This window comes from Amycolatopsis iheyensis, from assembly GCF_024703995.1.
In the GTDB taxonomy this organism is placed as follows: Bacteria; Actinomycetota; Actinomycetes; order Mycobacteriales; family Pseudonocardiaceae; genus Amycolatopsis; species Amycolatopsis iheyensis.
In genome coordinates, this window is sequence record NZ_JAMXQV010000002.1 from 1 (window position 1) to 24,480 (window position 24,480).

The window sequence follows — 24,480 nt, forward strand, 5'->3', positions numbered from 1 at the left end:
GCGCACGCGTGATGGAAGCCTTTGCCGACGTCGATGCCTACCCACATCTTGCCCACGGCCATCCGGCCGGTCCTCCTGTCTTCCCGGATCAACCCGTGGACGACCCGCCTGCATCTCCATAAACAGCGACCGAGCGCAGATTTCAATCAGCGGCCAGGGCGTCCAGAACGACAGGGCGGCCACTCCTCGTAAGCCACCTGACGGGGCAGAAAACCATCAGCCACACCCCATCGCCCTGGGCATCCAGAACATCCCGTCCTGAACACCAACAATCTTATGGAGAACCATGTCGCCTTACGCCGCCGCCGAAGACCGGTACGCGGGCATGCCCTACCGGCGGGCCGGGCGCAGCGGGCTGAAGCTGCCCGCCGTGTCGCTGGGCCTGTGGCACAACTTCGGGGACGACAAGCCCCTCGACGTCCAGCGCGCGGTGCTGCGGCGAGCGTTCGACCTCGGCGTGACGCACTTCGACCTGGCCAACAACTACGGCCCGCCGCCCGGCGCGGCCGAGGCCAACTTCGGCAAGCACTACGCCGCGGACTTCCGCCCGTACCGCGACGAGATCCTGGTGTCGTCGAAGGCCGGCTACCTGATGTGGGACGGCCCCTACGGCGAATGGGGCTCGCGCAAGAACCTCCTGGCCAGCCTGGACCAGAGCCTCGCACGCACCGGACTGGACCACTTCGACGTCTTCTACTCCCACCGCCCGGACCCGGAGACGCCGATCGAGGAGACCATGGGCGCCCTCGACACCGCCGTCCGCTCGGGGAAGGCGTTGTACGCGGGCATCTCGAACTACTCGCCCGAGCAGACGACGGCCGCGCTCGCCGCGCTGAAGGAGCTCGGCACGCCGCTGCTGATCCACCAGCCGTCGTACTCGATCCTGAACCGCTGGGTCGAGGACGGCCTGCAGGACACCCTCGACGAGCACGGCGTCGGCTCGATCGCGTACTCGCCGCTGAGCCAGGGCCTGCTGACCGACCGCTACCTCGACGGCGTCCCCGCCGACTCCCGGGCGGCCGGCGCGAGCCCGTTCCTCACCCGCGAGCGCCTCACCGAGGAGACGCTGGCGACCATCCGCGCGCTGAACGACGTCGCGAAGCGGCGCGGCCAGACGCTGGCGCAGCTGGCCATCGCGTGGGTGCTGCGACGTGGGCGTGTCACGTCCGCGCTGATCGGGGCCAGCAGCGTCGCGCAGCTCGAAAACACCGTCGCGGCGACGAAGAACCTGGAGTTCACCGACGACGAGCTGGCCGAGATCGACCGGATCGTCGCGCGCTAGCAGCCGATCCTCGCGGAGCCCACGGCCACGTCGTCGAACCAGAGCGTGTCGGCGTCGGCGCCGTAGCTCTCCCAGCCGAGGCGCAGGTCGGTCAGCGCCGGGTGCCAGGCCCGGGCGAGCCACTGCTGGTCGACGTCGGCGGTCGGGACGCCGTCGACGACCAGGCCGGGCACCGCTGCCGAACCGAGCCAGGTCCGCAGCGTCCCGGCGGCGCCGTCGATCGCGAACTCGAAGCACGACCACGTTCCGGTCGGCAGCGGGACGCTCTGCGCGACCCCGGCCGGGCTCTGTGCGGGCAGCGTCGCGTCGTCGGACTCGCGGTTCCACTGCAGGGCCCGGTTCTGACCGCCGGCGCGCAGGTCCCGGCCGCCGTCCGCGGTGTCGTGCGAGGCCAGGAACGTGACGTGCGCGGCGGGCAGCGCAGTCGTGTGCCGGACCCAGAACCGGCCGTAGAGCGGGCCCGACGTGGGCAGGCTCGTGCCGAAGAACGCGTGGTTGCAGTACCCGCCCTGGCCGGCGACCTTCACCGAGCGCGTGCCCGAATGCGCGACGGCGGTGTCGACGCTGACCGCGCCCGTGCCCGTGCAGTTCGCCGCGCCGACCGACCAGAGGCCGGCCGGAGTGGCGCCGGTCTGCTGTTCGAAGTCGTCGCAGAGGTCCGCGCTGCCGCACCCCGCGGGCGGCGGCGCGGAGGTCGTCGGGGTCGGCGAGGTCGTGGTCGCCGGGGGAGTGGTGTCCCCGCACGCGACGCCGTTGAGCGCGAAGTCCGTGGGGTCCGGGCCGGTCGAGGTGCCTTGGAGACCGAACGAGACGCTGCCGCCGGCGGGCAGCGAGGCGTTGTAGGGCAGGCTTTCGGCGGTGACCGCGGTGCCGGACTGGCGGACGGTCGCGTTCCAGGCGGACGTGACGGCCTGGGTCCCGGTGTAGTGCCAGGTGAGCGTCCAGGCCGGGAGCGCGGTGGCGCCGTTGGTCACGGTGATCTCGGCGGTGAACCCGGTCTGCCACTGGTTGACCCGGTAGCCGACCGAACAGGCCGGCGCGGCGGCGGCCGGCTCGGCGGCGACGGCCGCGGTCACGGCGGCGGCGGTGAGGCAAAGGGCGGCGAGGGCGCCGGCGAACCTGGTCACAGAGGGCCTCCCGGGACGCGGACAGGGGCGCCGTGGCGGGTGCCACGGCGCCCCTGGGGGTGGCCGCGTTCTGGCGAGGCGACCTGGCATGGGAGCGCTTCCAGCCGCCGGAAAGGTAACCCCGGGATGTCGTCGTTGTAAAGCGCGACCCGGACGCGGCGCCATCCGGTGGTCCGTTTTCCGGCCGGCTCGCGGCCCGGTCCCGCCACTGAACGCTCCTGAACGGCCGAACCCGTTGGGGCGCAGGGCAACAGGTGCTCGCCCTGCGCCACCGGAAGCGGCCGCCGGATGCCGCCGTTGGAGTGGAATCCGGGAAATCGGCCGGGGATCGCGGCGGGGTTTACAGCGCGCGGGACGCGAGGTACATTTCTGCGCTGCTGGGAGCGCTCTCATGATTCGTCCCGCACCAAGGAGAGATCGATGCGTTCCGGACCAGCACTCCTCGGCGCGCTCAGCGCGCTCGCCGTCGTCGGCGCCACCACGGCGTTCACCCTCGGCACGCCTTCGCCCGCCGCGGCGGCGACGGCCTGCGAAGTCGGCTACTCGGTGAACGACTGGGGCAGCGGGTTCACCGCCACCCTGACCCTGAAGAACCTCGGCACGGCCCCGCTGTCGGGCTGGCAGGTCAGCTACGCCTACACCGGCGACCAGCAGCTGCAGCAGGGCTGGAACGGCACGTGGGCGCAGTCGGGCCGGACCGTCACCCTCACCCCGGCGAGCTGGAACGGCACGATCGCCCCGAACTCCGCCGTGTCCGCCGGCGCGAACTTCGGTTACAGCGGCACGAACGCCGCGCCGACGTCGTTCAGCGTGAACGGCGCCCCGTGCGGCGGCAGCACGCCGACGACCACCCCCACGACCCCGACCACCCCGACGACCACCACGACCACGCCACCACCCGGCGACGCGCCCGCGGTGCACGTCTCCGGCAACCACCTGGCCGACACCGCGGGCGCCCGGGTGACGCTGCGTGGGGTCAACCGCTCCGGCGGCGAGTTCGCGTGCGTGCAGGGCAACGGCCTCTTCGACGGGCCGATGGACGCGGCCTCGGTGGCCGCGATCAAGAGCTGGCACGCCAACGTCGTGCGCGTGCCGTTCAACGAGGACTGCTGGCTGGGCCTGCCGAACGTGAAACCGGAGTACGCGGGCGCCACCTACCGCGCCGCCCTGAAGTCCTATGTGGACCTGCTGCACCGGAACGGCCTGATCGCGATCCTCGACCTGCACTGGACCCACGGCGTCTACACGGGCAGCTCTTCGGCGTGCAGTGACGTCAACGCCACCTGCCAGAAGCCGATGACCGGCACCGAGCACTCGGTGGACCTGTGGACCTCCGTCGCGAACACCTTCAAGGGCGACAACGCCACGATCCTCGACCTGTTCAACGAGCCCTACCTCGACCGCGCGGTCTCCGGCTCGGCGCAGGCCTGGACGTGCTGGCGGGACGGCGGCTCCGCGTGCCCCGGCATCGGCTACCCGGTCGCCGGTATGCAGACGCTGGTGAACGCGGTGCGCGCGACCGGCGCCACCAACGTGCTCATGCTCGGCGGGCTCGCCTACGCCAACGACCTGACCGGCTGGCTGCAGTACCAGCCGGCCGACCCGGCGGGCAACCTCGTCGCGTCCTGGCACTCCTACAACTTCAACACCTGCAGCTCGTCTTCGTGCTGGGACAGCCAGCTCGCGCCGGTCGCCGCCGCCGTGCCGCTGGTGGCCGGGGAGATCGGCGAGAACGACTGCGCGAGCGGGTACGTCACCGGCCTGATGGACTGGCTCGACCGGCACCAGGCGTCCTACCTCGGCTGGACCTGGAACACCTGGAACTGCGCCACCGGCCCGGCGCTCGTCTCGGCCTACGACGGGACGCCGACCGCGTTCGGCGCGGGCATCCGGGCGCACTTCCTCGCGGCCGGGTGAGCTCCGGCGGGTGCACCACCGGCGGCGTCCGGCCCGTGACGTCGCGGGCCCCCGCGGTAACGCTGCGGTACTGTCGTCGTGGTGCACCCGTACTCCGGAAGTCGTTGGATGAACGATGAGTCGACAGGTCAAGCCAGGGAGCAAGCCGTACCGTGCACAGCTGCGTGACCGGCTGGCCGCACTGGGCTTCCCCGAAGCGGCGATGCCGGCCAGGGTCGCGGAGAACCTGATCGTCGAGTGCCGGATCCCGCCGCGCACCGCGTGGCGGCTGGCGTCCGAGCTCTCGCTCGACGTCGCGGCGCACCACTACAACGCCGTCACCGGCGACCCCCGCGCGGGCATGCGCGGCACCCGCATCTGGGAGTACGAGCAGTGGCCCGAGCGCGGCGTCCGGCCGACGGTCGCGGCCCTGCGCGTGCTGGCCCAGGTGTACGGCACCGGCTGGAAGTCCCTGCTCGGCCTGCGTGACCTCGAGCAGCTGCCGGCCAAGGACCTCGCCGAGTACCACGCCGAGCCGGAGCAGGCGGCGGCCCCGGTGCTCGCCACGCCGGAACCGCCGTCGCGCCCGGCCCGCACCAGCCCCCGCGACGAAGGCCGGCCGGACGCGGACATCGGGGCCGGCGCCCTCGACGACGCCATCCTGCTGACCAAGACCAACGTCGACGACGTCCAGCTCGACGACCTGTGGTCCGACCTGGACTTCCTCGGCGGCGCCTACACCCGGACCGCCCCGGAGTCGATCCTCGGTCAGCTCGCCGTCATCGAGGAGCGGAGCTCGTCGCTGCTCAAGGGCCGGCAACGCCCGAAGCAGACGCAGGACCTGCTGCTCGTCGGGGCCAAGTGCAGCGCGATGATGGCCTGGATCGCCGGCGACCTCGGCCGGTACTGGCTTTCGCGCGAGCTGAACTCCGCCGCCTGGCTCTACACCCAGTACGCCGACGACTTCCTCGCCCGGCGCTGGGTGCGCACGTCGCAGGCGCGGGTGGCGTTCTGGTCCGGCAACGGCGTCGAGTCGGCGAAGCTGGCCGCCGACGGGCTCAACTACCATGTCGGCGGGCGGCTCACGGACGCGCCGCTGATCCTGGCCGAGGCCCGCGGCTGGTCGTCGGTGCAGGCCGAGCCGCAGGTGCTGGACGCGATCGCGCGCTGGACCAGCATCGAAGACCCGGAGCTCGGCGCCGGCGGCGAGGACCGGTTCTTCAACATCACGAAGGACCGCCGGCACTACATGGCCGGCACGTCGCTGCTTTCGGTCGGCCAGGCGTCCGCGGCCTTGCGCGAGTTCTCGACCGCGCGAGAGGCTTACGAAAAGCTGTCACTGGAAAGCCGCTGGGAGGCCATGGACCCGATGATCCGGATCGACACCGGCCGGGCGCACCTGCGGCTCGACGATCTCGACGGCGCCGCCGCCCAGGTGGAGCCGCTGCTGGCCACCGACGTCGCCAAGCAGCCGGAAATGGTGCGGGCCATGCTGAAAGTGCTGGCCGGCGAGCTGGCCGGGCCACGCTGGCGCGAAGCCGCCACGGCCCGCAACCTCGCGGAAGCCCTGCTGGACGCGCAATCCTCGGCGCGCCGGTGACCGAACCGACCCGGATGGAGGTGCCGAGCGTGGCACCGCACGGTTTCCCACGCCCGGACGCACCCCTCGAAGACCGGCCGCGGCGCCACGTCGTGGTGGTGGCCGACCGGTTCCGCCGGTTCGCCCGCGGCGAGCAGGTGTTCACGGTGTCCGGCCTGCTGGCGCTGCTCGCGACGCCGGGTGCGGAGGAGGCGGCCTGCCACTGGGTGATCCACCCCGGCCAGGGCGTCGACGCGACGGACGGCGACCTGCTCGAAGCCGCCGGCGAGAAGAGCGAGATCGCGGTGTGCCTGGCCGGCCTGGAGGCGTTCCGGCAGGCGCCGGAGCCCCCGTCGGTGGTCCACAAGCAGCGTGCGGAGAACGTCCTGCTGGCGGACGTGCACAGTCCTGCGGCCACGCACTGCCAGGCCGCCCTGCGCATCCACCGGGACAACGAGCTGATCCTCGACCACCACACCGGCGAGCACGTCCAGGGCATCGTGATCGTCGAGGCGATGCGCCAGATCTGCATCGCGCAGTTCGAGACCGCGGTCCGGCCCGGCCTGGGCCCGGCGGCCTACGCGGGGGTGTGGAAGCGGATCGACCTGTCCTTCCAGGACTTCCTGTTCCCGCTGCCGGCGACGGTCGAGTCACGCATCGAAGAGTCCGACTTCGCCCGCGAGAGCCACCTGAAGTTCCGCGCGACCACGGCGGTGCGCCAGCAGGGGTGCACGGTCGCCACCGCCGTCATCGAGTACTCGATGATCGCCCAGGGGCGCATCGACGCCCTCGAACGCCGCAAAGCCGACCAGGCCACCCGAGCCTGCCTCGGCTGAGCCGGCGACCACCGGAAGGGATACGAAACCACGATGTCCGACGAGCAGGACCGCTCCGCGTCCTTCGCCCAGGGACTCACCCTCATCCAGCAGCTCGGCGGCGCGGACCGGCCGGCCGTGCTGGACCTGTTCGAGAGCATCGGCGAAGCCGAGTTCGGGAAGGAGTGCGTCGGGTTCATCTACGGCGACGTCTACCACCGCCCCGGCCTCGCGCTCGCCGACCGGCAGCTGGCGACGGTCGGGGCGCTCATCGCGCTCGGCTACGCCGGCTCCCAGCTGCAGTTCCACGCCAAGGCCGCGCTCAACGTCGGCTGCACCCGGCGGCAGCTGGTGGAGACGGCCATCCAGATCAGCTCGTTCGCCGGGTTCCCCGCCACGCTCAACGCGCTGGGCGAGCTCAAGGCGCTGTTCGAGAGCCTGCCCGACGAGGAGCCGGCGGCGGAGGAGCCCGCCGACCTGCCGTGGGCCGGCATCGAGGACCGCTACGAGCGCGGCCTGGCCGCGATGAAGGCCGTCGACGGCGAGGCGGGGGAGAAGGTCGCCGCCGCGCTGCGGGACATCGCGCCGGACCTGGCCACCTACATCGTCGAGTTCACCTTCGGCGAGCTCTACACGCGGCCGCACCTGAGCCTGCGCCACCGCGAGATCGTCACGATCGCCGCCTGCGTCGCGCTCGGCACCGCGCTGCCGCAGCTGAAGGTGCACATCCACGGGCTGCTCAACGTCGGCGGCACCGAGAAGGAGGTCGTCGAGACCATCCTGCACCTGGCGTTCTACTGCGGCTTCCCGGCCGCGCTCAACGCCATCGGCGCCGCGCGGGAAGTGTTCGCGCAGCGGTGACGGCGCTGAAGAAGCTGCGCGTGGTCGCGCTCGACTGCGACGGCGTGCTCATCGACGACACCTACCTGGCCATGATCGCCCGGTTCGTCACCGACCACGGCGGGGTCTACGACGCCGCGGCCGAGCGGGACGTGATCGGGCTGCGCGACATCGTCGTCGCCGAGAAGGTCACCCGGCTCTGCGGCCTCGACCAGCCGGCCGAGGAGACCCTGAAGCAGCTGTGGGCCGCGCGGCAGGAGTACCTGGCGCAGCACCCCATCCGGGTCGCCGAAGGCGTGCGTGAGTGCCTCGAGGCGCTGGGCGAGCTGCCGGTCCGGCTGGTCTGCTACGGCGGGCGGACCCGCGAGCACACCTTCGACCGCCACCTCGGCGACCTCGTGGACCTGCTCGACCCCGAGGTCCCGTACGTGAGCATCAACGAGCACCGGCCCGGCGTCGAGCACATCACCCGGACCGTGCTCGGGGCCGGGTTCGACGAGATCGTCTTCGTCGACGACGTCAGCCGGGTCGCCGAAGACGCCTGCGCGCACGGCGCCGGGTTCATCGGCTTCCCGGCGAGCCCGGCACACGCGCGGCAGCGCGAGTTCATGGCCGGGTTCGGCGTCACGCACTTCGCGACGTCCCCGGCCGGACTGACGCCCGGACTTCTGGAGATCGTCGACGCGGAGCTGGCGACTTCGACACACTGGCCGGGTTGAGGAGTACCCGCACCCTTGGAGCCGCTGTGAAGAGTTTTTCCCTGCCCCGTCCCGGCGCCGGGCTCGTCCTGGGCGAGCGCGACACCCCCGAACCCGGCCCCGGCGAGGTCCTGGTCCGGCTGCGTGGGTGGGCGGTCAACGCGCGTGACCTGATGATCCTCAAGGGCTTCTACCCGAAGCCGGTCAAGCCCGACGTCGTCCCGCTCTCCGACGGCGCGGGCGAGGTCGTCGCGCTCGGCGACGGCGTGCGCGCGTGGTCGGTCGGCGACCGCGTGGCCGCGACGTACTTCCCGGACTGGCTGTCGGGGCCGGGCACGCCGGAGAAGACCGCGGACGACCTCGGGGGCACGCTCGACGGGGTGCTCGCCGAGTACGCCGTGTTCGCCGAAGACGCCCTGGTCGCCGTGCCCGCCCACCTCGACTACGCCGAGGCCGCGACGCTGCCCAGCGCCGGTGTCACCGCGTGGCGGGCGGTCGTCGAGGAGGGCCGGCTCGTCCCCGGCCAGAGCGTGCTCACCCTGGGCAGCGGCGGTCTGTCGACCTTCGCCCTGCAGTTCGCCGCGCTCGGCGGCGCCCACGTGATCTCGACGTCGAGTTCGGACGAGAAGCTCGCGAAGCTGCGTGAACTCGGCGCGGCCGAGACGCTCAACCACGCGAGCACCCCGGAGTGGGGCGCGGCGGTGGCCGAGCTGACCGGCGGCGGCGTCGACCACGTCGTCGACGTCGGCGGGGGCGGCACGATCGGGCAGTCGATGCTCGCCGCGCGCTACGGCGGGCACGTCAGCGTCGCCGGCGTCCTCACCCACGAGGGTGCCGCCGATCCGGTACTGGTGCTCGTCAAGCAGCTCACCCTGCGTGGGCTCACCAACGCCTCGCGCGAGACGTTCCAGGCGATGAACCGCGCCATCGAGCGATCGGGCCTGCGCCCGGTAATCGACCGCCGGTTCGCCTTCGAAGAGGTCGCCGACGCCCTCAAGCACCTGGAGTCGGGGACCCACATCGGCAAGGTCGTGCTGGAGTCGGCGTGACCGGCTGCCGCCCCCGGGTAACTTTTGCCACCCCGGCTGGGTAGATCCGGCACCCCGAAACGACGTTTTTCCTGTTCAGCAGGGGTGTGTCCAGCGGAAAAAGTCGCCTTTTCACAGGAATGGCGGCGACCGGGGCCCAACCGGGAGAGTGATAGTCAACGGGACATCGCCCGAGCAGGCTGCGGCTGCTCGGGTCGACGGCCCGCACTGGGGGCGCGGGGAGGGGGTTTCAACCGCCTGGGGGTGGGTTGAAACCCCCTTCGCCCGTCTCAAGCGGGCGAACAGGCCCGCCCGTTCAGCGCAACGGAAGCAGGCGCGTCGTTCGCCGCCCCGGCACTGCCGGTGAAGCCGAACTCCACGCTCCCGCCGGCCGCGATCGTGGCGTTCCAGCCCGCGTCCACCGCCGACACCGCCGCGCCGGTCTGCGTCACCCCCGCGTTCCACGCCTGCGTCACCCGCTGGCCGTTCGCGAAGGACCAGGTCACCGTCCAGCCCGTGACCGGCGCGCTCCCGGCGTTCCCGATCTTCACCGCGGCCTGGAAGCCGCCCTGCCACCGGCCGGTCACCGTGTACGCCGCCGTGCACGACGCCGAGGGCGCCGGAGTGGTCGTCGTGACCGGAGTGGTGGTTGTCGTGGTCGTGGGCGGCGGGGGAGTGCCGCCCGACTCGCCCACGATGACGCCCCGGCCGTTCGTGCCCACGTACACCCGGCCGTACACCCGCGGATCGCCGCTCAGCGCCGCCCCGATGTTCCCGTACTGGTGCCGGTCGTCGTTGATCCGCGTCCACGACCCGCCCGCGTCGTCCGACCGGAAGATCCCGCGCACCCCGCCGATCTTCGCGATCGTGTATAACGCCGCATACGCGCGGCCAGGGGCGGCTTTGCCGAACCCGATGTTGTCGGCCTCGGTCACGTTCGCCAGCTTCGTGAAGGACGCTCCGGAGTCGGTCGAATGCCAGAGGCCGTACGCCGTGCCGGAGCCGCCGGCCAGCCAGACGTCACCGGACGCGCCGGGCAGCGCCTTGAAGTGCGCCGAACCGCTCGGCAGCCCGGTGCCCGCGGTCGCGGTGAACGTCGCGCCGCCGTCGGTGCTGACGTAGAACCGGCCCGCCGCGAACCCGTAGAACCGCTTCGGGTCGACGCGGTCGGCCTCGACGACCGCGCCGGCCGGGATGCCGCTCGACGTCGTCCACGAGGAGCCGAAGCCCACGGAGTAGCTGACGGCGGCACCGTCCGGGCTCCACACGAACCGGCTGCCGTCCGCGGCCGCGGCGACCGTCCCGCCGCTCGCGCCGCCGGCGGGTTCCGCGCCCTGGAACCAGTTCTTGCCGCCGTCGGTGGAGAAAGCGACCCGGTTGTCGTTCGGCCGGGCGGAGCGGTCCAGCGTGCCGACACGCACGATCGTCGCCGGGTTCAGCTCGGCGTAGTCGAGGCTGGTGGTGGTCGTGAACACCGGCGAGGTGAACATCGTCGCCGGGACGGCGTCCAGGCTGTCGTGCCGGAACCCGCCGATGTCGCCGAGACCGGAGAGCAGCGGCGCGCCCGACGGCGGGCTGATCAGGTCCAGGACCGCGGTCTCCTCGAGGCCGCCGACGACCGGCTTGACGGTGATCTTCCCGCCGCTGTCCCACTTCGTGAGGTCCGAGGTGCCGTAGATCGTCGCACCGGTGCCGTAGAGCAGGTGGTTCGAGTCGAACGGGTCGATCTCGGCCGACTCGGTCATCCAGCCCAGCTTCGGCGACGGCACCGGGGGCGCGGCCTGGACGCCGAAGTCCAGCCACGGCACCGAGGAGATGTCCTGGGTGTAGCGCAGCGAACGGTCGGGGTAGCTCGTCCAGTCCCAGATCCGGGTCCAGGTGGCGCCGCCGTCGGTGCTGCGGAAGAAGATGACGTCCGGCCACCACGACACCTGCGTCGCCACCATCAGCGTGTCCGGGTGCTGCCGGTCGACGGTCAGGCCGCTGTAGCCGAAGTAGTCGTCGGCGGAGCCGGAGGGGATCGGGCTGATCCGCGTCCACGCGCCGGTCTTCGTCGCGTACTTCCAGACGTCGCCCTTCGCGCCGTCGTACGGGCCGCCGGTGTCGCTGGTCGCGAGGTAGAGGTAGCCGCCGACCGGGTCGAGGACGCCCTTGTGGGCCAGGAAGCCGGTGGGCTGGCCGGCCAGGCGCGCCCACGTCGTGCCGCCGTCGGTGCTGCGGTAGACGGTGTTCGCCTGGTCCGCGACACCGACGTAGATCGTCTGCGTGGTGCTGCCGCGGGTGCCGGTCGACGGGTCGAACGTCACCCAGGTGACGCCTTCGTTGTCGCTGGAATAGCCCGATGGGTCGCTCGGGTCGGGCGCGTACGTGCCCGGGTTGGGGAAGGCGGTCACCTTCGCCCAGGTGACGCCGGAGTCCGTGCTGCGCCAGAGCCCGTTGCCGCTCGGCGCGCCGAGGTAGAGGACGCTGTCGCGGTTGGGGTCGATCGCGAGCCGTTCGCCCATGCCGCGGCCGGGCATGTTGCCGCCGAGCTTGAACGGCAGCGCCGCGGCCTGCCAGGTGGCGCCGCGGTCGGCCGAGCGCAGGATCGCGCCGGTGTTCGGGTCCCAGCTGTTGGTGTACATCCCGGCCGCGGCGTAGACGCGGTCCGGGTCGACCGGGTCGGTGGCCAGGCTGACGACACCGTTGTGCCCCCAGTCGGCCCAGCCGACGGCGTCCAGCAGGGGGAGCCAGCGGCCGGTCGCGGGGTTCCAGCGGTACGCGCCGCCGATGTCGGTGCGCGCGTAGACGAGGCCGGGCTCGGTCTGGTTGAACACGATGCCCGGGACGAACCCGCCGCCGCCGATCTCCGCGTTGCGCCACGTGGTGGCCGCCGCGGCGGCGGGGGCCGCGGGTGCGTCGACGGTGACCGCGACGGCAAACGGCGCCACGAGGGCGAGGGTGCTCGCGAGCAGTCGTCTCGGTGAGCGGGAACGCGTGCTGCGCACGGTGGCCTCCACAGGTCGGTCTCGACGTTCTGGGAGCGCTTCCAGAGGCAACCTAATCCAGGGGTCGGACCAGGTCAAACACTTCGACGATTTCGCAAAACCGTTGTACGGCAAGCAGTGTCACATATGTGAACGTCAATCACGTTTCTGAATTGTTACCAACAACTGTCTTGCCCGGCTTTTTGCGGCGTGTGAGTGTGGTGCCGCTGGCTGGACTGGACCTACGAAAGAGGCGACCCGGCAATGACGCAGACAGCCCCGGCGCGGCACATCAGCCGGACCACCTTGTACTTCTTCGGCGCCCTCGGCGGAATCCTCTTCGGGTACGACCTCGGCGTGATTTCCGGGGTGCTCCCGTTCATCGGGAAACTGTGGGCGCTGACCAGCTGGGACAAGGGCGTGATCACCGCCAGCCTGTCGGTCGGCGCGATCGTCGGCGCCCTGTTGTCCAGTCGCACCAACGAAGCCCTCGGCCGCCGCCGCACCATCATGGTCGCCGCGGCCATCGTCATCGTGGGCACGCTCGCGGCGACGTTCTCGCCGACGTTCGCGCTGCTGGTCGTTTCGCGGCTGGTCATCGGCCTCGGCATCGGCCTTTCCTCCTCGACCGTGCCGACGTATTTGTCCGAACTGGCGCCGGCCCGGTTGCGCGGCGCGATGGGCGCGCTGAACCAGATCTTCATCGTGCTCGGCATCCTGATCGCGTTCCTGGTCAGCTACTGGCTCGGCCCGATCTCGGCGTGGCGCTGGATGTTCGCGGGCGCGATCGTCCCCGCGGTGGTCCTGCTGCTCGGGCTGGTGTTCCTGCCGGAGACGCCGCGCTGGCTGGTGAAGAACGGCCAGGAGGCGGAGGCCCGCCGGGTCCTGGCGAGCGCGCACGGTTCCAACGTCGACCTCGACGAAGAGATCGCGACGATCAACGAGGTCATCCGCCTGGACACCGAAGAGAAGCCGCGCATCCGCGACCTGTTCTCCGGCTTCGTGCGGCCGATGCTGGTGGTCGCGCTGCTGCTCGCGATCGGCCAGCAGTTCAGCGGCGTCAACGCGATCAACGCCTACTTCCCGACGATGCTGATCGGCCTCGGCTTCGCCACGCAGGCGGCGCTGCTGTCCGGCGTGCTGCTCGGGGTGACGAAGTTCCTGTTCACCGCGTGGGTCGTGTTCGTGGTGGACCGCTGGGGCCGCAAGCCGCTGCTGCTGATCGGCAACGTGATCATGGTGATCACGCTCGTGGCGGCCGGGCTCGTGGTGCTGAACGTCCACGACACCGGGCTGCGCGGCATCCTGATGCTGGTGATGATGGTGCTCTACCTGGTGGGCTACGAGCTCGGCTGGGGCGCGGTCGTCTGGGTGATGATGTCCGAGGTCTTCCCGCTGAAGTTCCGCGCGGCGGGCATGGGCGTCAGCAGCGTGGTGCTGTGGGCCGCGACGGGCATCGTGAGCGCGGTGTTCCCGATCATCTCCGACCCGAAGTCTCTGGGCATCGGCGGTTCGATGTTCCTGTTCGCCGGGATCAACGTGGTGCTGTTCGTGCTCACCAAGTGGCTGGTCCCGGAGACCAAGGGCCGTTCGCTGGAGCAGATCGAACTCGACCTGCGGGCCCGCCAGGGCGTCGCGGCCAAGGGCTGAGTCGCGGGTCAGTGGGCGGCTGCCGGGGCGAGGCCGACTTTCCCCGCCAGCCGCCCGATCCAGGCTTCGACTTCTTCCGGCGAGCGGTCCGGCAGCCCGAAGATCACCTCGGTCACGCCGAGGGAGTCCAGGTGGGCCAGCCGTTCCGGGTCCGGACGCTCGCCGAGTGCGCAGATCCGCGGCACGTCGATGCGGCCCTCGGCCCGCCAGATCTCCTTGAGCAGGGCGACATGCCCGTCGAGGTCGCTGTCGGCCGGGGTCGTGAGCCAGCCGTCGGTGTGCCGGGCGATCCAGCGGAACGTCTTCTCCGACGGGCCCGCGCCGAGCAGCACCGGGATGTGCGCCTGGACCGGCTTCGGCCACGCCCAGCTCGGCCCGAACGAGACGAACTCGCCGTCGTAGGAAGCTTCTTCGGATGTCCACAGTGCACTCATCGCTTCGAGGTACTCGCGCAGCGCGGTGCGGCGGCGGTTGCCGGGGACGCCGTGGTCGGTCAGCTCGTCGACGTTCCAGCCGAAGCCGGTGCCGAGGGTGACCCGGCCGCCGGAGAGGTGGTCGAGGCTCGCGATCGTCTTGGCGAGCGTGATCGGGTCGCTCTCGACCGGCAGGGCCACCGCCGTCGACAGCCGGATCCGCGAGGTGACTGCGGCCGCTGTGGCCAGCGCGACCCACGGGTCGAGCGTGCGGCTGTAGCGGTCGTCGGGCAGCGAGGCGTCGCCGGTCCGCGGGTGCGGGGACTCGCGCTTGACCGGGATGTGGGTGTGCTCGGGCACGTAGAAGGTGGCGAAGCCGGCCTCTTCGGCGGCCCGGGCCGCGGCCGCCGGGGTGATGCCGCGGTCGCTGGTGAAGAGCACGATTCCGTAGTCCACGCCGGGAGCGTATTAGAACGTGTTTCAGTATTCAAGCTCGCCGCCTGGTGACTCCGGGTAGTCAGTCCACAGTGGATAGAGGCGTCCCAGAATGTGGGAGGGGACGCCGGGGCGGGATGGTGGAGGGTGCCCGGTTTCCAGTACCCTTGACCACAGGTCGAGAGGCGCTGCAACGGACCGCCGGTCCGCCACGCTCGATCGGATCCATCAGACCAAGGGCGCCTCCCGGATGAGGGAGGCTGCCGATGAACCCCAGCGAGTCCGACGCGACCCAGCGCCTGCGCGCACTGCTCGACCAGCGCGTCGCGGTGCTCGACGGCGCCTGGGGCACCATGCTGCAGGGCGCCGGGCTGACCCCGGCCGACTACCGCGGCGACCGCTTCGGCGAGCACACCCACGACGTCACCGGCGACCCCGACCTGCTCAACCTCACCCGCCCCGACGTCATCCTCGACGTCCACCGCCAGTACCTCGCGGCCGGCGCGGACATCACCACCACCAACACCTTCACCGCCACGAGCATCGGCCAGGCCGACTACGGGCTGCAGGGCCACGTCCACGAGATGAACGTCCGCGGCGCGCAGCTCGCCCGCCAGGCCGCCGACGAGTTCGGCGACCGGTTCGTCGCCGGGTCCATCGGCCCGCTCAACGTCACCCTCAGCCTGTCGCCCAAGGTCGACGACCCCGCCTACCGCGCCGTCACGTTCGAGCAGGTCAAGGCGGCCTACGCGGAGCAGATCGCCGGCCTCGTCGAAGGCGGCGTCGACCTGCTGATGGTCGAGACGATCTTCGACACGCTCAACTGCAAGGCCGCCATCGCCGCCGCGCGGGACGTCGCCCCGCAGCTGCCGCTGTGGATCTCCGTCACCATCGTCGACCTGAGTGGCCGGACGCTCTCGGGCCAGACGGTCGAGGCGTTCTGGAGCTCGATCGAGCACGCGAAGCCGCTGGTCGTCGGCGTGAACTGCTCGCTGGGTGCGGAAGAGATGCGCCCGCACGTCGAGGAGCTCTCCCGGATTGCGAATTCCTACGTCGCCTGTCACCCGAACGCCGGCCTGCCGAACGCTTTCGGCGGCTACGACCAGACCCCGGACGAGACCGCCGGGCTGATCGGCGGGTTCGCCCGCGAAGGCCTGGTCAACCTGGTCGGCGGCTGCTGCGGCACCAGCCCGGCGCACATCGAGAAGATCGCCGCCGCCGCGAAGGGCGTCACTCCCCGTGAGGTGCCCGCGCCGCGCACCCACACCCGGTTCAGCGGGCTCGAGCCGTTCGGCATCGGCGCCGACACCGGGTTCGTGATGATCGGCGAGCGCACCAACGTCACCGGCTCCAAGCGGTTCCGCCGGCTCATCGAGTCCGGCGACCACCAGGGCGCCGTCGACGTCGCGCTGGAGCAGGTCCGCGGCGGGGCCAACCTGCTCGACGTCAACATGGACGCCGACCTGCTGGAGTCCGAGGAGGCGATGACGACCTTCCTCAACCTCATCGCCACCGAGCCCGAGGTGGCCCGGATCCCGGTGATGGTCGACAGCTCCAAGTGGAGCGTGCTCGAAGCCGGCCTGCGCTGCCTGCAGGGCAAGGGCGTGGTCAACTCGATCAGCCTCAAGGAGGGCGAGGAGCCCTTCCTCGCGCAGGCCCGCACGATCCGCAACTACGGCGCCGGCGTCGTCGTGATGGCCTTCGACGAGCAAGGCCAGGCCGACACCGCCGACCGCAAGGTCGAGATCTGCGCCCGCGCCTACGACCTGCTCACGCAGAAGGCCGGCTTCGCGGGCGAGGACATCATCTTCGACCCGAACGTGCTCGCCGTCGCCACCGGCATCGCCGAGCACAACGGCTACGCGAAGGCGTTCATCGAAGCGCTGCCGAGGATCAAGGAACGCTGCCCCGGGGTGCACATCAGCGGCGGCATCTCGAACCTGTCGTTCTCCTTCCGCGGCAACGACGTCGTCCGCGAGGCCATGCACTCGGCGTTCCTGTTCCACGCCGTGCAGGTCGGCCTCGACATGGGCATCGTCAACGCCGGTCAGCTCGCGGTCTACCAGGACATCCCGAAGGACCTGCTCGAGCTGGTCGAGGACGTGCTCTTCGACCGCCGCGAAGACGCGACCGACCGGCTGGTGAGCTTCGCCGAGAACGTCAAGGGCAGCGGCACCAAGCGCGTCGTCGACCTGTCCTGGCGCGAAGGCTCGGTCGGGGAGCGGCTGTCCCACGCGCTGGTGCACGGCATCGTCGACTTCATCGAGGACGACACCGAAGAAGCGCGGCAGCAGATGGCGCGGCCCCTCGACGTGATCGAGGGTCCGCTGATGGACGGCATGAAGATCGTCGGCGACCTGTTCGGCTCCGGCAAGATGTTCCTGCCGCAGGTGGTCAAGAGCGCCCGCGTGATGAAGCGGTCCGTCGCCTACCTCGAACCCTTCATGGAGGAGGAGAAGGAGAAGGCGCGCCAGGAGGGCCGGCTGGCCTCGAGCGGCGGCCAGGGCAAGGTCGTGCTCGCCACGGTGAAGGGCGACGTCCACGACATCGGCAAGAACATCGTCGGGGTCGTGCTCGGCTGCAACAACTACGAGGTGATCGACCTCGGCGTGATGGTGCCGGCCGGGAAGATCCTCGACACCGCGGTCACCGAAGGCGCCGACGCGGTCGGGCTGTCGGGGCTGATCACGCCGTCGCTCGACGAGATGGTCGCCGTCGCCGCCGAGATGCAGCGGCGCGGGCTGAAGCTGCCGCTGCTGATCGGTGGCGCCACGACGTCACGCCAGCACACCGCGGTCAAGATCGCGCCGGCCTACGACAACACCACCGTGCACGTGCTCGACGCGTCGCGGGTGGTCGGCGTGGTGTCCGACCTGCTGGACCCGGACCGCTCGATCGCGCTGGGCGAGAAGAACCGGGCCGACCAGGAGACGCTGCGCGAACAGCACGCGAGCAAGCAGCGCAGCCCGATGCTGACCCTCGCCCAGGCCCGCGCTAACCCGGAGAAGGTGTCCTTCGACGGCCTGCCGACCCCGGCGTTCACCGGCCGGCGCGTCGTCGAGCCGAGCATCGCCGAGCTGCGCGAGATGATCGACTGGCAGTTCCTGTTCCTCGCCTGGGAGCTCAAGGGCAAGTACCCGGCCATCCTCGAGCAGCCGGTCGCCCGCGAGCTGTTCGACGACGCGAACACCCTGCTCGACGAGATCATCGCGAACGGCAGCTTCACCGCGAAGGGCGCGTACGCGTTCTGGCCGGCGCACAGCGATGGCGACGACATCCTGCTCGAAGGCGACTACGCGCACGTCGCCTTCCCGATGCTGCGGCAGCAGACGGCGAAGCCGCTGGACCGCGCGAACCGCTGCCTGGCCGACTACATCGCCCCGGTGGGCGATCACCTCGGCGGCTTCGCGGTGGCGATCCACGGCGCCGAAGCACTGGCCGGGAAGTACGAGGCCGAGCACGACGACTACCGGGCGATCATGGTCAAGGCGCTGGCCGACCGGCTCGCCGAGGCCTTCGCCGAGCACATCCACCTCAAGGCCCGCCGCGACTGGTTCGAGCCGGACGCCGAGCCGCTGCTGGAAGATCTGCACGCGGAACGCTTCCGCGGCATCCGCCCGGCGCTGGGCTACCCGGCCAGCCCCGACCACAGCCAGAAGCGCGAGCTGTTCGAGCTGCTGGCGTCCGACGAGCTGGGGATGGCGCTGACCGAGTCGTACGCGATGACGCCGGCGGCCGCCGTGTCCGGGCTGATCTTCGCGCACCCGGACTCCCGCTACTTCACCGTCGGGCGCCTCGGCCGCGACCAGATCGAGGACTACGCGCGGCGCAAGGGCGTCGAGCGGGCCGAGGTCGAGCAGTGGCTGCGGCCGAACCTCGCCTACGAACCCGAGGCGTAGTCCTTCAGCTCGATGTCCGTGGCGAACTTGTCGGTCGCCTTGAGCATCATGCCGAGCAGGAAGCGGGACTTGAACGTCCAGTCCCGCAGCTTGATCCGCAGGCGGGACGGCGGCGCGAGGAACGGGCCCGCGCTGCCGCGCTGGGAGATCTTCGCGTAGCCGCGGAACTGCTCTTCGTAGCGGGCGAAGGCGAGGCGGTGGTCCCCGTTCGCGGCCAGCAGCTCGCCGGCGAGCACGTACGCGCCGACGACGGCCAGGCCGGTGCCGAAGCCACCGAGGGTGTTGCCGTAGGCGGCGTCGCCGAGCAGCACGACGCGGCCGCGGGAGTAGTGGTCGATGGTGACGCGGGCGAGCGAGTCGAGGTAGAACTCGCGGGCGTCGGGGAGCTTCTCGATCAGCTCGGGCACCCGCCAGCCGGCGTCGCGGTAAGCGGCGGCCAGCAGCTTCCGCTGTGTGTCGGTGTCAGTGCGGTCGTAGTCCAGCTCCGGTGAGGCGAAGACGAAGAAACCCGACGCTTTCGGGCCGCCGACCGCGACCATGCGGCCGGGCTCGTTGTACATGACGGCGTCCTGGCCCTCGGCGACCTGCTCGCCGAGCTCGGCCAGTGCGTAGTAGTGGCCGAGGAAGTTGACGTAGTCGGCCTCGGGGCCGAAGGCCAGCCGCCGGACGTTCGAGTGGATGCCGTCGGCGCCGACGACGAGGTCGAACCGGCGCGGCCGGGCGTTGGCGAACGTGACGTCGACGCCGTCGGGCGTCTCGGTCAGCGACGTGATCGTGTCACCGAAGAGGTACTCGCAGTTCTCGGCGGTGCGTTCGTACAGGAGGTCGGCCAGGTCGCCGCGGCGGATCTCGATGTCCCCGCCGGTGAACTCGCCGGGGATCACCGCCTGCGCCCGGCCCTCGGCGTCGATGATGGTCTGGTCGGTCCCGCCGGTCTGGCGGCGGATCACCTCGTCGAGGATGCCCATGCGCTCGAGCACCTTCCGGTGGGTGGTGCCCTTGAAGTCGACGGCCTGGCCGCCGGGACGGACGCCGGGGTGGCGCTCGACGACGGTGACGGTGCAGCCGTACCGGGCGAGCCAGAGGGCGAGGGCGGGGCCGGCGATGCTGGCGCCGGAGATCAGGACCTTGAGGTTCTTCATGCCGTGAAGCTTCGCGACCGGCGCTTACCGATCCCTGGCGAAGCGCTGACGGCCGCCGTCAGCGACTGTCGCGAGTGGACCGCGCGCGGTCGGTGACGGCGGAAAATCCCTGGCCGGAAACCCTGGTCACGGCCGGTTTTCCGACATTGACCGCGCCCGGTCACGCGGGCACCATTTGCCGGGGGAGAGGGGGCGGGGATGCTGGAGAGCGAAACGCGCCCGGCGGCCACCGCGCTCGGTGAGCTGCTGCGCAACGGGGAGCGCGCGCTCGAGGCCGACGGCGACCTGCGTGCCGGCCGCGAGTGGTTCGACCGGGCCTACCGGTTGGCCGAGGCCGAAGGCGACGGCATCGCGATGGCGCGCGCCGCGCTGGGCATGGGCGGGCTGTGGGTCCACGAGCACCGCAGCGCGCCCGCGGCGGCCTTGCTGCAAGCGCGGTTGCGCAGCGCACGCGAGGCCGTCGACCCGGGATCGTCGCCGGCCCTGCGGCTCAAGGCCCGGCTCGCGGGCGAGGCCGACTACGTCGCGGGGGAGAGCCAGGCGATCCTGGCGGTCCTGGAAGAGGCCAAGCGCGCGGGCGACCCGGTCGCCTGGGCCGAGGCCGCCAGCCTCGCCCACCACTGCCTGCTCGGCCCCGACCACGGCGGCCAGCGGCGCGCGCTCGCGCAGGAGCTGATCACCGAAGGCTTCCGCACCGGGCGGCGCAGTGACCTGCTGATGGGCCTGCTCTGGCGCACGGTCGACCACTTCCTCGACGGCGACCCGCACGCCCAGCGCGGGCTGGCCGACCTGCGCGGCCTGCTGGCCGAACGCGACCACCTCGCGGTCGGGTTCGTGCTGGACGCGATCGACGTCATGCTCACCGTCCGCGCCGGCCGCTTCGACGACGCCGAAGCACGCGCGGCGGCCTGCGCGCGGCGGGGCGAGCAGGCCGGGGACGCCGACGCGACGGGCTGGTACACCGCCCAGCTCGGGGCGATCCGCTGGTACCAGGGCCGGGTCGCGGAGCTGCTGCCGGTGCTGCGCGAGACGGTCCATTCACCGACGCTCAGCGCGGTGGACAACGCGCTGATCGCGGGGCTGGCCGTGGCCGCCGCGGCGGCCGGCGACGAGCGCGAGGCCGCCGGCGCGCTCGCCCGGCTGCGTGGCCGGGACCTGGCGCTGCTGCCGCGCTCGAGCAGCTGGCTCGTGTCGATGTACGGGATCGTCGAGACGGCCTACCTGCTCTCCGACGTCGACTCGGCGCTCGCCGCGTACGCCCTGCTGACGCCGTTCGCGCGGCTGCCGATGACGGCCAGTCTCGGCGTCGCGTGCTTCGGCTCGGTGCAGCACGCGCTGGGCGTGGCCATGCTGACCGCGGGCGAGACCGGCCGCGCCACCGAGCACTTCCGGGCGGCCGTGCGCGACAACCTCGCGCTGGCCCACTGGCCGGCCGCGGCGCTTTCGCGGGCCCGGCTCGCGCAGGCCTTGGGCCCCGCTTCGGCCGAAGCCGGGCGTGAGCTGGCCGCGGCGACGCGCGAGGCCGAGCAGCTCGGGATGGTGCTGCCCGCCTTCGCCGCCCGCGTCGAGGACCGCCGCGTGACGTGCCGTCGCGAGGGCAGCCACTGGCGCTTCGCCCTGGACGGGCGGTCCGCGGTGGTCGAGCACAGCGTCGGAATGGGCTACCTCGCGACGCTGCTGGACAACCCGGGCCACGAGCTGACGGCCGTCGAGCTGGCGCACGGGGTCCTCGCCGAGGCGACGTCCGCGCAGCCGGTGCTCGACCCGGCCGCGACCAGCCACTACCGGCGCTGGCTCGCGAACCTCGAGGCCGAGCTCGACGAGCACGAGGCCAACCACGACACCGGCCGGGCGGAGAAGGTCCGCACCGAACGCGACTGGCTGCTCGGCGAGCTGTCGGCCGCCGCGGGACTCGCCGGCCGCGTCCGCGAGTTCGCGGGCGCGGAGGAGAAGGCGCGGATCGCCGTCGGCAAGGCGATCCGCCGTGCGCTGACCCGGATCGCGGCCGCCGACGCGGTGATCGGCGACGTCCTGCGCGACGGCGTCCACACCGGTGCCCGCTGCAGCTACCAGCCCTGAGTCACTCGACCGCGCCGGACAGCAGGTTCTGGTACCAGGCGTCGTACGGGTGGTTCGTCGCCGGGTAGTTCGCGAGCGGGCTGGTCGCCTCGCTCGCGGAGTCGAAGTCCCAGCCCCGCACCAGCTTGCCCGACTGCCGCGCGGCGGTGATGAACGCGGACTGCGTCGCGGGCGCCCCGTAGAACAGCGCGCCCTGCTGCAGTTCCGCGCTGTCGCCCTGCTGGAACTCGTCGAAGGCCACCTGCCGGTAGCGGATCCGGTCGCCGGTGAGGCTCGCGGTGTCCGCGCGCAGCGTGTTCGACGGCGTCGGGCCGTCCGCGCCCGTCCACACCTTCACGCGCCGGGCGCCGTTCGTGGCGGTGTCCTTGGCGAAGCGCGCGTCCGATGTCTTCGCGTTGCCGGTCCACGAGACCGCGGTGGCCGACAGCGTGCCGGTCCACGCCCAGTTCTGAGCGTTGCTCTGGCTCTTGTGGATCTCGCGCAGGTGCGTGCCGTCGGTGAAGGCGACCGTCGGCAGCACGCCGTTGTCGTACTGCTTGCTGGCCTGCCAGGTGATCTCGCCGTCCGCGCCGAGCTTGCCGACGTGCGACCAGAGCGTGGTGGCGCTCTGCGACTGGTGCACCTCGACGAGGTCGCCGTTGTCGTTCAGGGCGACCGCCGGCGTCTGCCCGCTGTCGTACTTCCCGTGCCGGAGCCAGGTGATCCGGCCGTCGGCGCCGTAGGTCCCGGTCCAGTACCAGAGCGCGCCGCCGCCGGAGTCGTGCACCTCGACGAGCTGGCCGCGGCCGTTGAGCGCGACGGCCGGGTGGGCGCCGACGTCGCGCTTGTACTCGCTGCGGCTGCCGCCGTCGCCGGAGAGCAGGGGCAGCACGCGCCCGCGCAGCGCGTCCACGGTCGGCGAGCCCGCCGGGTAGTCCTGCGCGCGCAGCAGCCGGGTGCCGAACACCGACTCCAGCTCCTGGTTGACCGCGGTCAGGTTGCCGGCCGCGAAGTTCGCGTTGTCGGTCAGGTCGTCCTTCAGGTCGAGCATGACGACGATCGGCGCGGCCGAGGGGTGCGCCGCGGACCAGGTGTTCACCACCGACAGCCAGTCGCGCAGGTTGTTCGACGCCGGGTTGCCGCCGCTGTGGTCGACCGCGTTGCCGGGGGAGTCGTGCCCGACGCCGTAGTCGTGGTTCGTCGCGTACCCGTTGTCGTGCACGTCCAGCTCGATGAACCGGACGCCGTGGTCGAGCTGGTAGGAGAGCGACTTCTTGGCGCCGTCGACGTCGCCCGAATAGCTGTTGTGCGTGGCGCGGAAGACCGAGCCGGTGAACGGCGGGCTCGCGGCCTCGGCCGTCCCGCCGGTGAGCAGCGCGGCGGTGGTGAGCGCTGAGACGGCCAGTGCGGGCAGACGGGTCATCCTCGGGTCCTCACGTCGGGAACGGGCCGCCGATCATCCTGGCCGCCCGGAGCCTTCGCTGTCTCGAATTCCGGGTGGAACGTCGTGGAACGGCCGTGGAACGCCAAGGAAGGGACAGCAGGACGTCGAGGGAGGAACCACCGTGACCTACGCAGGAGGACCCCAGTACCCCGATCCGGCCCGGCCGGTGCCGCCGCGGGCCGGGCCGCCCGGCCCGGCCCAGCCCCCGGCCGCCGCGCCGAAGAAGGGGAAACGGCGCCAGAAGATCGTGCTCACCGTGTTCCTGATCGTCGTGGCCGGGATCCTCGCCCTGGTCTGGGCGCTGAGCCGGGACAACGGCGAGAACGCCCAAGTCGGGAACTGCGTCACCGAAAGCGGCGAGAACTACGTGAAGATCGTCGACTGCGGGGCGGCGAACGCGACCCTGAAGGTCGTCGGGCGGGTCGAGGACAAAACGCAGATCGAAGCCCAGGTCAGCGCCTGCAACGGATATCCGGACGCGGATTCGGTGTTCTGGGAGGGCAAGGAAGGGCAGACCGGCGTCGTGCTCTGCCTGGCGAAGACCGGCAAGTAGTGGCCGCGCGGAAGTTCTCGTTCACCGGCTCCGGCGAGCTGCGGGTCTCCAGCGGCGGGCGCACGCTCGCCGCGGCGGGCGACGTGATCGTGATCGGTGACCGGGTCTTCCGGCTGGCCGAGGTGGACCGGGTCGCCTACCACGCGGCGGCCCGGGCGCACCAGGCCAGCTACGCGCTGGGCCTGGCCCGCGGCCCGGTGCGCAGCCGGTTCGTGTTCGACGCCTTCCGCCGCGGCAGCGAGCTCGAAGAGGCACGCGAGACCTGGCGCCGGCTGGTCGAACTGGTGGAAGCCGCGGCCTGTCCGCGGATCGCGCGGGCCGCGGTCGACACGATCACCGCCGGCGCCACCGCGCGGTTCGGCCGGCACCCGCGGATCGTCGCCGACGCCGAGGGCCTGCGGCGGTGGTGCGCGCCGAAGGTGCCGTGGGCCGCGGTGCTCGGCGCGGACCTGCACGCCGGGCAGGTCCGCGTGTGGACCGGCGGCCCGGAGCCGGCCTTGGCCACCGGCATGGCCGGCTGGAACGCCGTCGTCCTGCCGCGGGTCGCCGGAATGATGGTCGGCCGCGAAAAAGAATCACCGGGAAGCCATTGATCACGATTTCCGCGGAAGGACCGGAAAATGCTCACGGAATCGGAGATCGACTGTCCGTTGTG

General features: G+C 71.6%; 17 protein-coding genes and 1 riboswitch. Of the genes, 12 read left to right on the forward strand and 5 right to left on the reverse strand.

From position 1 onward, the window contains the following. Positions 1-286: 286 nt before the first annotated feature. Positions 287-1,282, forward strand: a complete 996-nt coding sequence (gene mgrA / locus M8542_RS03775) for an L-glyceraldehyde 3-phosphate reductase (protein ID WP_257918574.1) — start codon at positions 287-289, stop codon at positions 1,280-1,282. On the opposite strand, the gene M8542_RS03780 is transcribed toward mgrA, so the two are convergent. Then, positions 1,279-2,409 carry a cellulose-binding domain-containing protein gene (locus M8542_RS03780; RefSeq protein ID WP_257918575.1) on the reverse strand — a complete coding sequence of 377 codons (1,131 nt, stop codon included), beginning with the start codon at positions 2,407-2,409 and terminating at the stop codon, positions 1,279-1,281. The genes mgrA and M8542_RS03780 overlap by 4 nt on opposite strands. Positions 2,410-2,829: 420 nt before the next feature. Here M8542_RS03780 and M8542_RS03785 point away from each other — a divergent pair, with 420 nt between their 5' ends. The 6 genes from M8542_RS03785 (at position 2,830) to M8542_RS03810 (ending at position 9,286) form a co-directional block, all read left to right on the forward strand. Beyond that, on the forward strand, positions 2,830-4,326 hold the full coding sequence (locus M8542_RS03785; RefSeq protein ID WP_257918576.1) for a cellulase family glycosylhydrolase: 1,497 nt from the start codon (positions 2,830-2,832) through the stop codon (positions 4,324-4,326). A 115-nt stretch (positions 4,327-4,441) separates the two neighbouring features. After that, a complete protein-coding gene (locus M8542_RS03790) occupies positions 4,442-5,905 on the forward strand; it encodes a hypothetical protein (RefSeq protein ID WP_257918577.1) in 1,464 nt (487 codons plus the stop codon). Positions 5,906-5,934: 29 nt separating this feature from the next. Then, positions 5,935-6,720 carry an AfsA-related hotdog domain-containing protein gene (locus tag M8542_RS03795; protein ID WP_257918578.1) on the forward strand — a complete coding sequence of 262 codons (786 nt, stop codon included), beginning with the start codon at positions 5,935-5,937 and terminating at the stop codon, positions 6,718-6,720. A gap of 33 nt (positions 6,721-6,753) precedes the next feature. Then, positions 6,754-7,560: a carboxymuconolactone decarboxylase family protein gene (locus M8542_RS03800; protein WP_257918579.1), complete on the forward strand. Its 807-nt coding sequence runs from the start codon at positions 6,754-6,756 to the stop codon at positions 7,558-7,560. Further along, positions 7,557-8,258 carry an HAD family hydrolase gene (locus tag M8542_RS03805; RefSeq protein ID WP_257918580.1) on the forward strand — a complete coding sequence of 234 codons (702 nt, stop codon included), beginning with the start codon at positions 7,557-7,559 and terminating at the stop codon, positions 8,256-8,258. The genes M8542_RS03800 and M8542_RS03805 overlap by 4 nt, the downstream gene beginning before the upstream one ends. A gap of 26 nt (positions 8,259-8,284) precedes the next feature. After that, complete coding sequence (locus tag M8542_RS03810) at positions 8,285-9,286, forward strand: zinc-dependent alcohol dehydrogenase family protein (RefSeq protein WP_257918581.1); 1,002 nt, start codon at positions 8,285-8,287, stop codon at positions 9,284-9,286. A 269-nt stretch (positions 9,287-9,555) separates the two neighbouring features. Here the strand turns inward: M8542_RS03810 and M8542_RS03815 are convergent, their stop codons facing one another. Further along, positions 9,556-12,252 (reverse strand): cellulose binding domain-containing protein, encoded by a 2,697-nt coding sequence (locus M8542_RS03815; RefSeq protein ID WP_308210236.1) that lies wholly within the window; start codon positions 12,250-12,252, stop codon positions 9,556-9,558. A gap of 243 nt (positions 12,253-12,495) precedes the next feature. Here M8542_RS03815 and M8542_RS03820 point away from each other — a divergent pair, with 243 nt between their 5' ends. Then, positions 12,496-13,881, forward strand: coding sequence for a sugar porter family MFS transporter (locus M8542_RS03820; RefSeq protein ID WP_257918582.1), 1,386 nt, complete (start codon positions 12,496-12,498; stop codon positions 13,879-13,881). Positions 13,882-13,889: 8 nt separating this feature from the next. Here M8542_RS03820 and M8542_RS03825 read toward each other — a convergent pair whose 3' ends face one another. Then, positions 13,890-14,750 (reverse strand): LLM class F420-dependent oxidoreductase, encoded by an 861-nt coding sequence (locus tag M8542_RS03825; RefSeq protein ID WP_257918583.1) that lies wholly within the window; start codon positions 14,748-14,750, stop codon positions 13,890-13,892. A gap of 153 nt (positions 14,751-14,903) precedes the next feature. Further along, positions 14,904-14,981, forward strand: a riboswitch (S-adenosyl-L-homocysteine riboswitch). 14 nt (positions 14,982-14,995) lie between these two features. On the opposite strand from M8542_RS03825, the gene metH reads away from it, so the two are divergent. Then, complete coding sequence (metH, locus tag M8542_RS03830) at positions 14,996-18,628, forward strand: methionine synthase (protein ID WP_257918584.1); 3,633 nt, start codon at positions 14,996-14,998, stop codon at positions 18,626-18,628. On the opposite strand, the gene M8542_RS03835 is transcribed toward metH, so the two are convergent. Continuing rightward, positions 18,610-19,770 (reverse strand): FAD-dependent monooxygenase, encoded by a 1,161-nt coding sequence (locus M8542_RS03835; RefSeq protein WP_257918585.1) that lies wholly within the window; start codon positions 19,768-19,770, stop codon positions 18,610-18,612. The genes metH and M8542_RS03835 overlap by 19 nt on opposite strands. Positions 19,771-19,968: 198 nt before the next feature. Between M8542_RS03835 and M8542_RS03840 the strand changes: the two genes are divergently transcribed. Beyond that, a complete protein-coding gene (locus M8542_RS03840; protein ID WP_257918586.1) occupies positions 19,969-21,849 on the forward strand; it encodes a hypothetical protein in 1,881 nt (626 codons plus the stop codon). 1 nt (position 21,850) lies between these two features. On the opposite strand, the gene M8542_RS03845 is transcribed toward M8542_RS03840, so the two are convergent. After that, positions 21,851-23,251: a PI-PLC domain-containing protein gene (locus M8542_RS03845; protein WP_257918587.1), complete on the reverse strand. Its 1,401-nt coding sequence runs from the start codon at positions 23,249-23,251 to the stop codon at positions 21,851-21,853. Between the two features lie 142 nt (positions 23,252-23,393). Between M8542_RS03845 and M8542_RS03850 the strand changes: the two genes are divergently transcribed. Continuing rightward, on the forward strand, positions 23,394-23,825 hold the full coding sequence (locus M8542_RS03850) for an LppU/SCO3897 family protein (protein WP_257918588.1): 432 nt from the start codon (positions 23,394-23,396) through the stop codon (positions 23,823-23,825). After that, positions 23,825-24,418: a hypothetical protein gene (locus tag M8542_RS03855; protein ID WP_257918589.1), complete on the forward strand. Its 594-nt coding sequence runs from the start codon at positions 23,825-23,827 to the stop codon at positions 24,416-24,418. The genes M8542_RS03850 and M8542_RS03855 overlap by 1 nt, the downstream gene beginning before the upstream one ends. Positions 24,419-24,480 lie beyond the last annotated feature (62 nt).

What these genes read in the sequence shown, in the direction of transcription:
- M8542_RS03790 (WP_257918577.1), top strand. Translation starts at nt 4,442, where the DNA reads ATGAGTCGACAGGTCAAGCCAGGGAGCAAGCCGTACCGTGCACAGCTG.
- M8542_RS03845 (WP_257918587.1), bottom strand. Translation starts at nt 23,251, where the DNA reads ATGACCCGTCTGCCCGCACTGGCCGTCTCAGCGCTCACCACCGCCGCG.
- M8542_RS03820 (WP_257918582.1), top strand. Translation starts at nt 12,496, where the DNA reads ATGACGCAGACAGCCCCGGCGCGGCACATCAGCCGGACCACCTTGTAC.
- M8542_RS03800 (WP_257918579.1), top strand. Translation starts at nt 6,754, where the DNA reads ATGTCCGACGAGCAGGACCGCTCCGCGTCCTTCGCCCAGGGACTCACC.
- metH (WP_257918584.1), top strand. Translation starts at nt 14,996, where the DNA reads ATGAACCCCAGCGAGTCCGACGCGACCCAGCGCCTGCGCGCACTGCTC.
- M8542_RS03785 (WP_257918576.1), top strand. Translation starts at nt 2,830, where the DNA reads ATGCGTTCCGGACCAGCACTCCTCGGCGCGCTCAGCGCGCTCGCCGTC.
- M8542_RS03840 (WP_257918586.1), top strand. Translation starts at nt 19,969, where the DNA reads ATGCTGGAGAGCGAAACGCGCCCGGCGGCCACCGCGCTCGGTGAGCTG.
- mgrA (WP_257918574.1), top strand. Translation starts at nt 287, where the DNA reads ATGTCGCCTTACGCCGCCGCCGAAGACCGGTACGCGGGCATGCCCTAC.
- M8542_RS03835 (WP_257918585.1), bottom strand. Translation starts at nt 19,770, where the DNA reads ATGAAGAACCTCAAGGTCCTGATCTCCGGCGCCAGCATCGCCGGCCCC.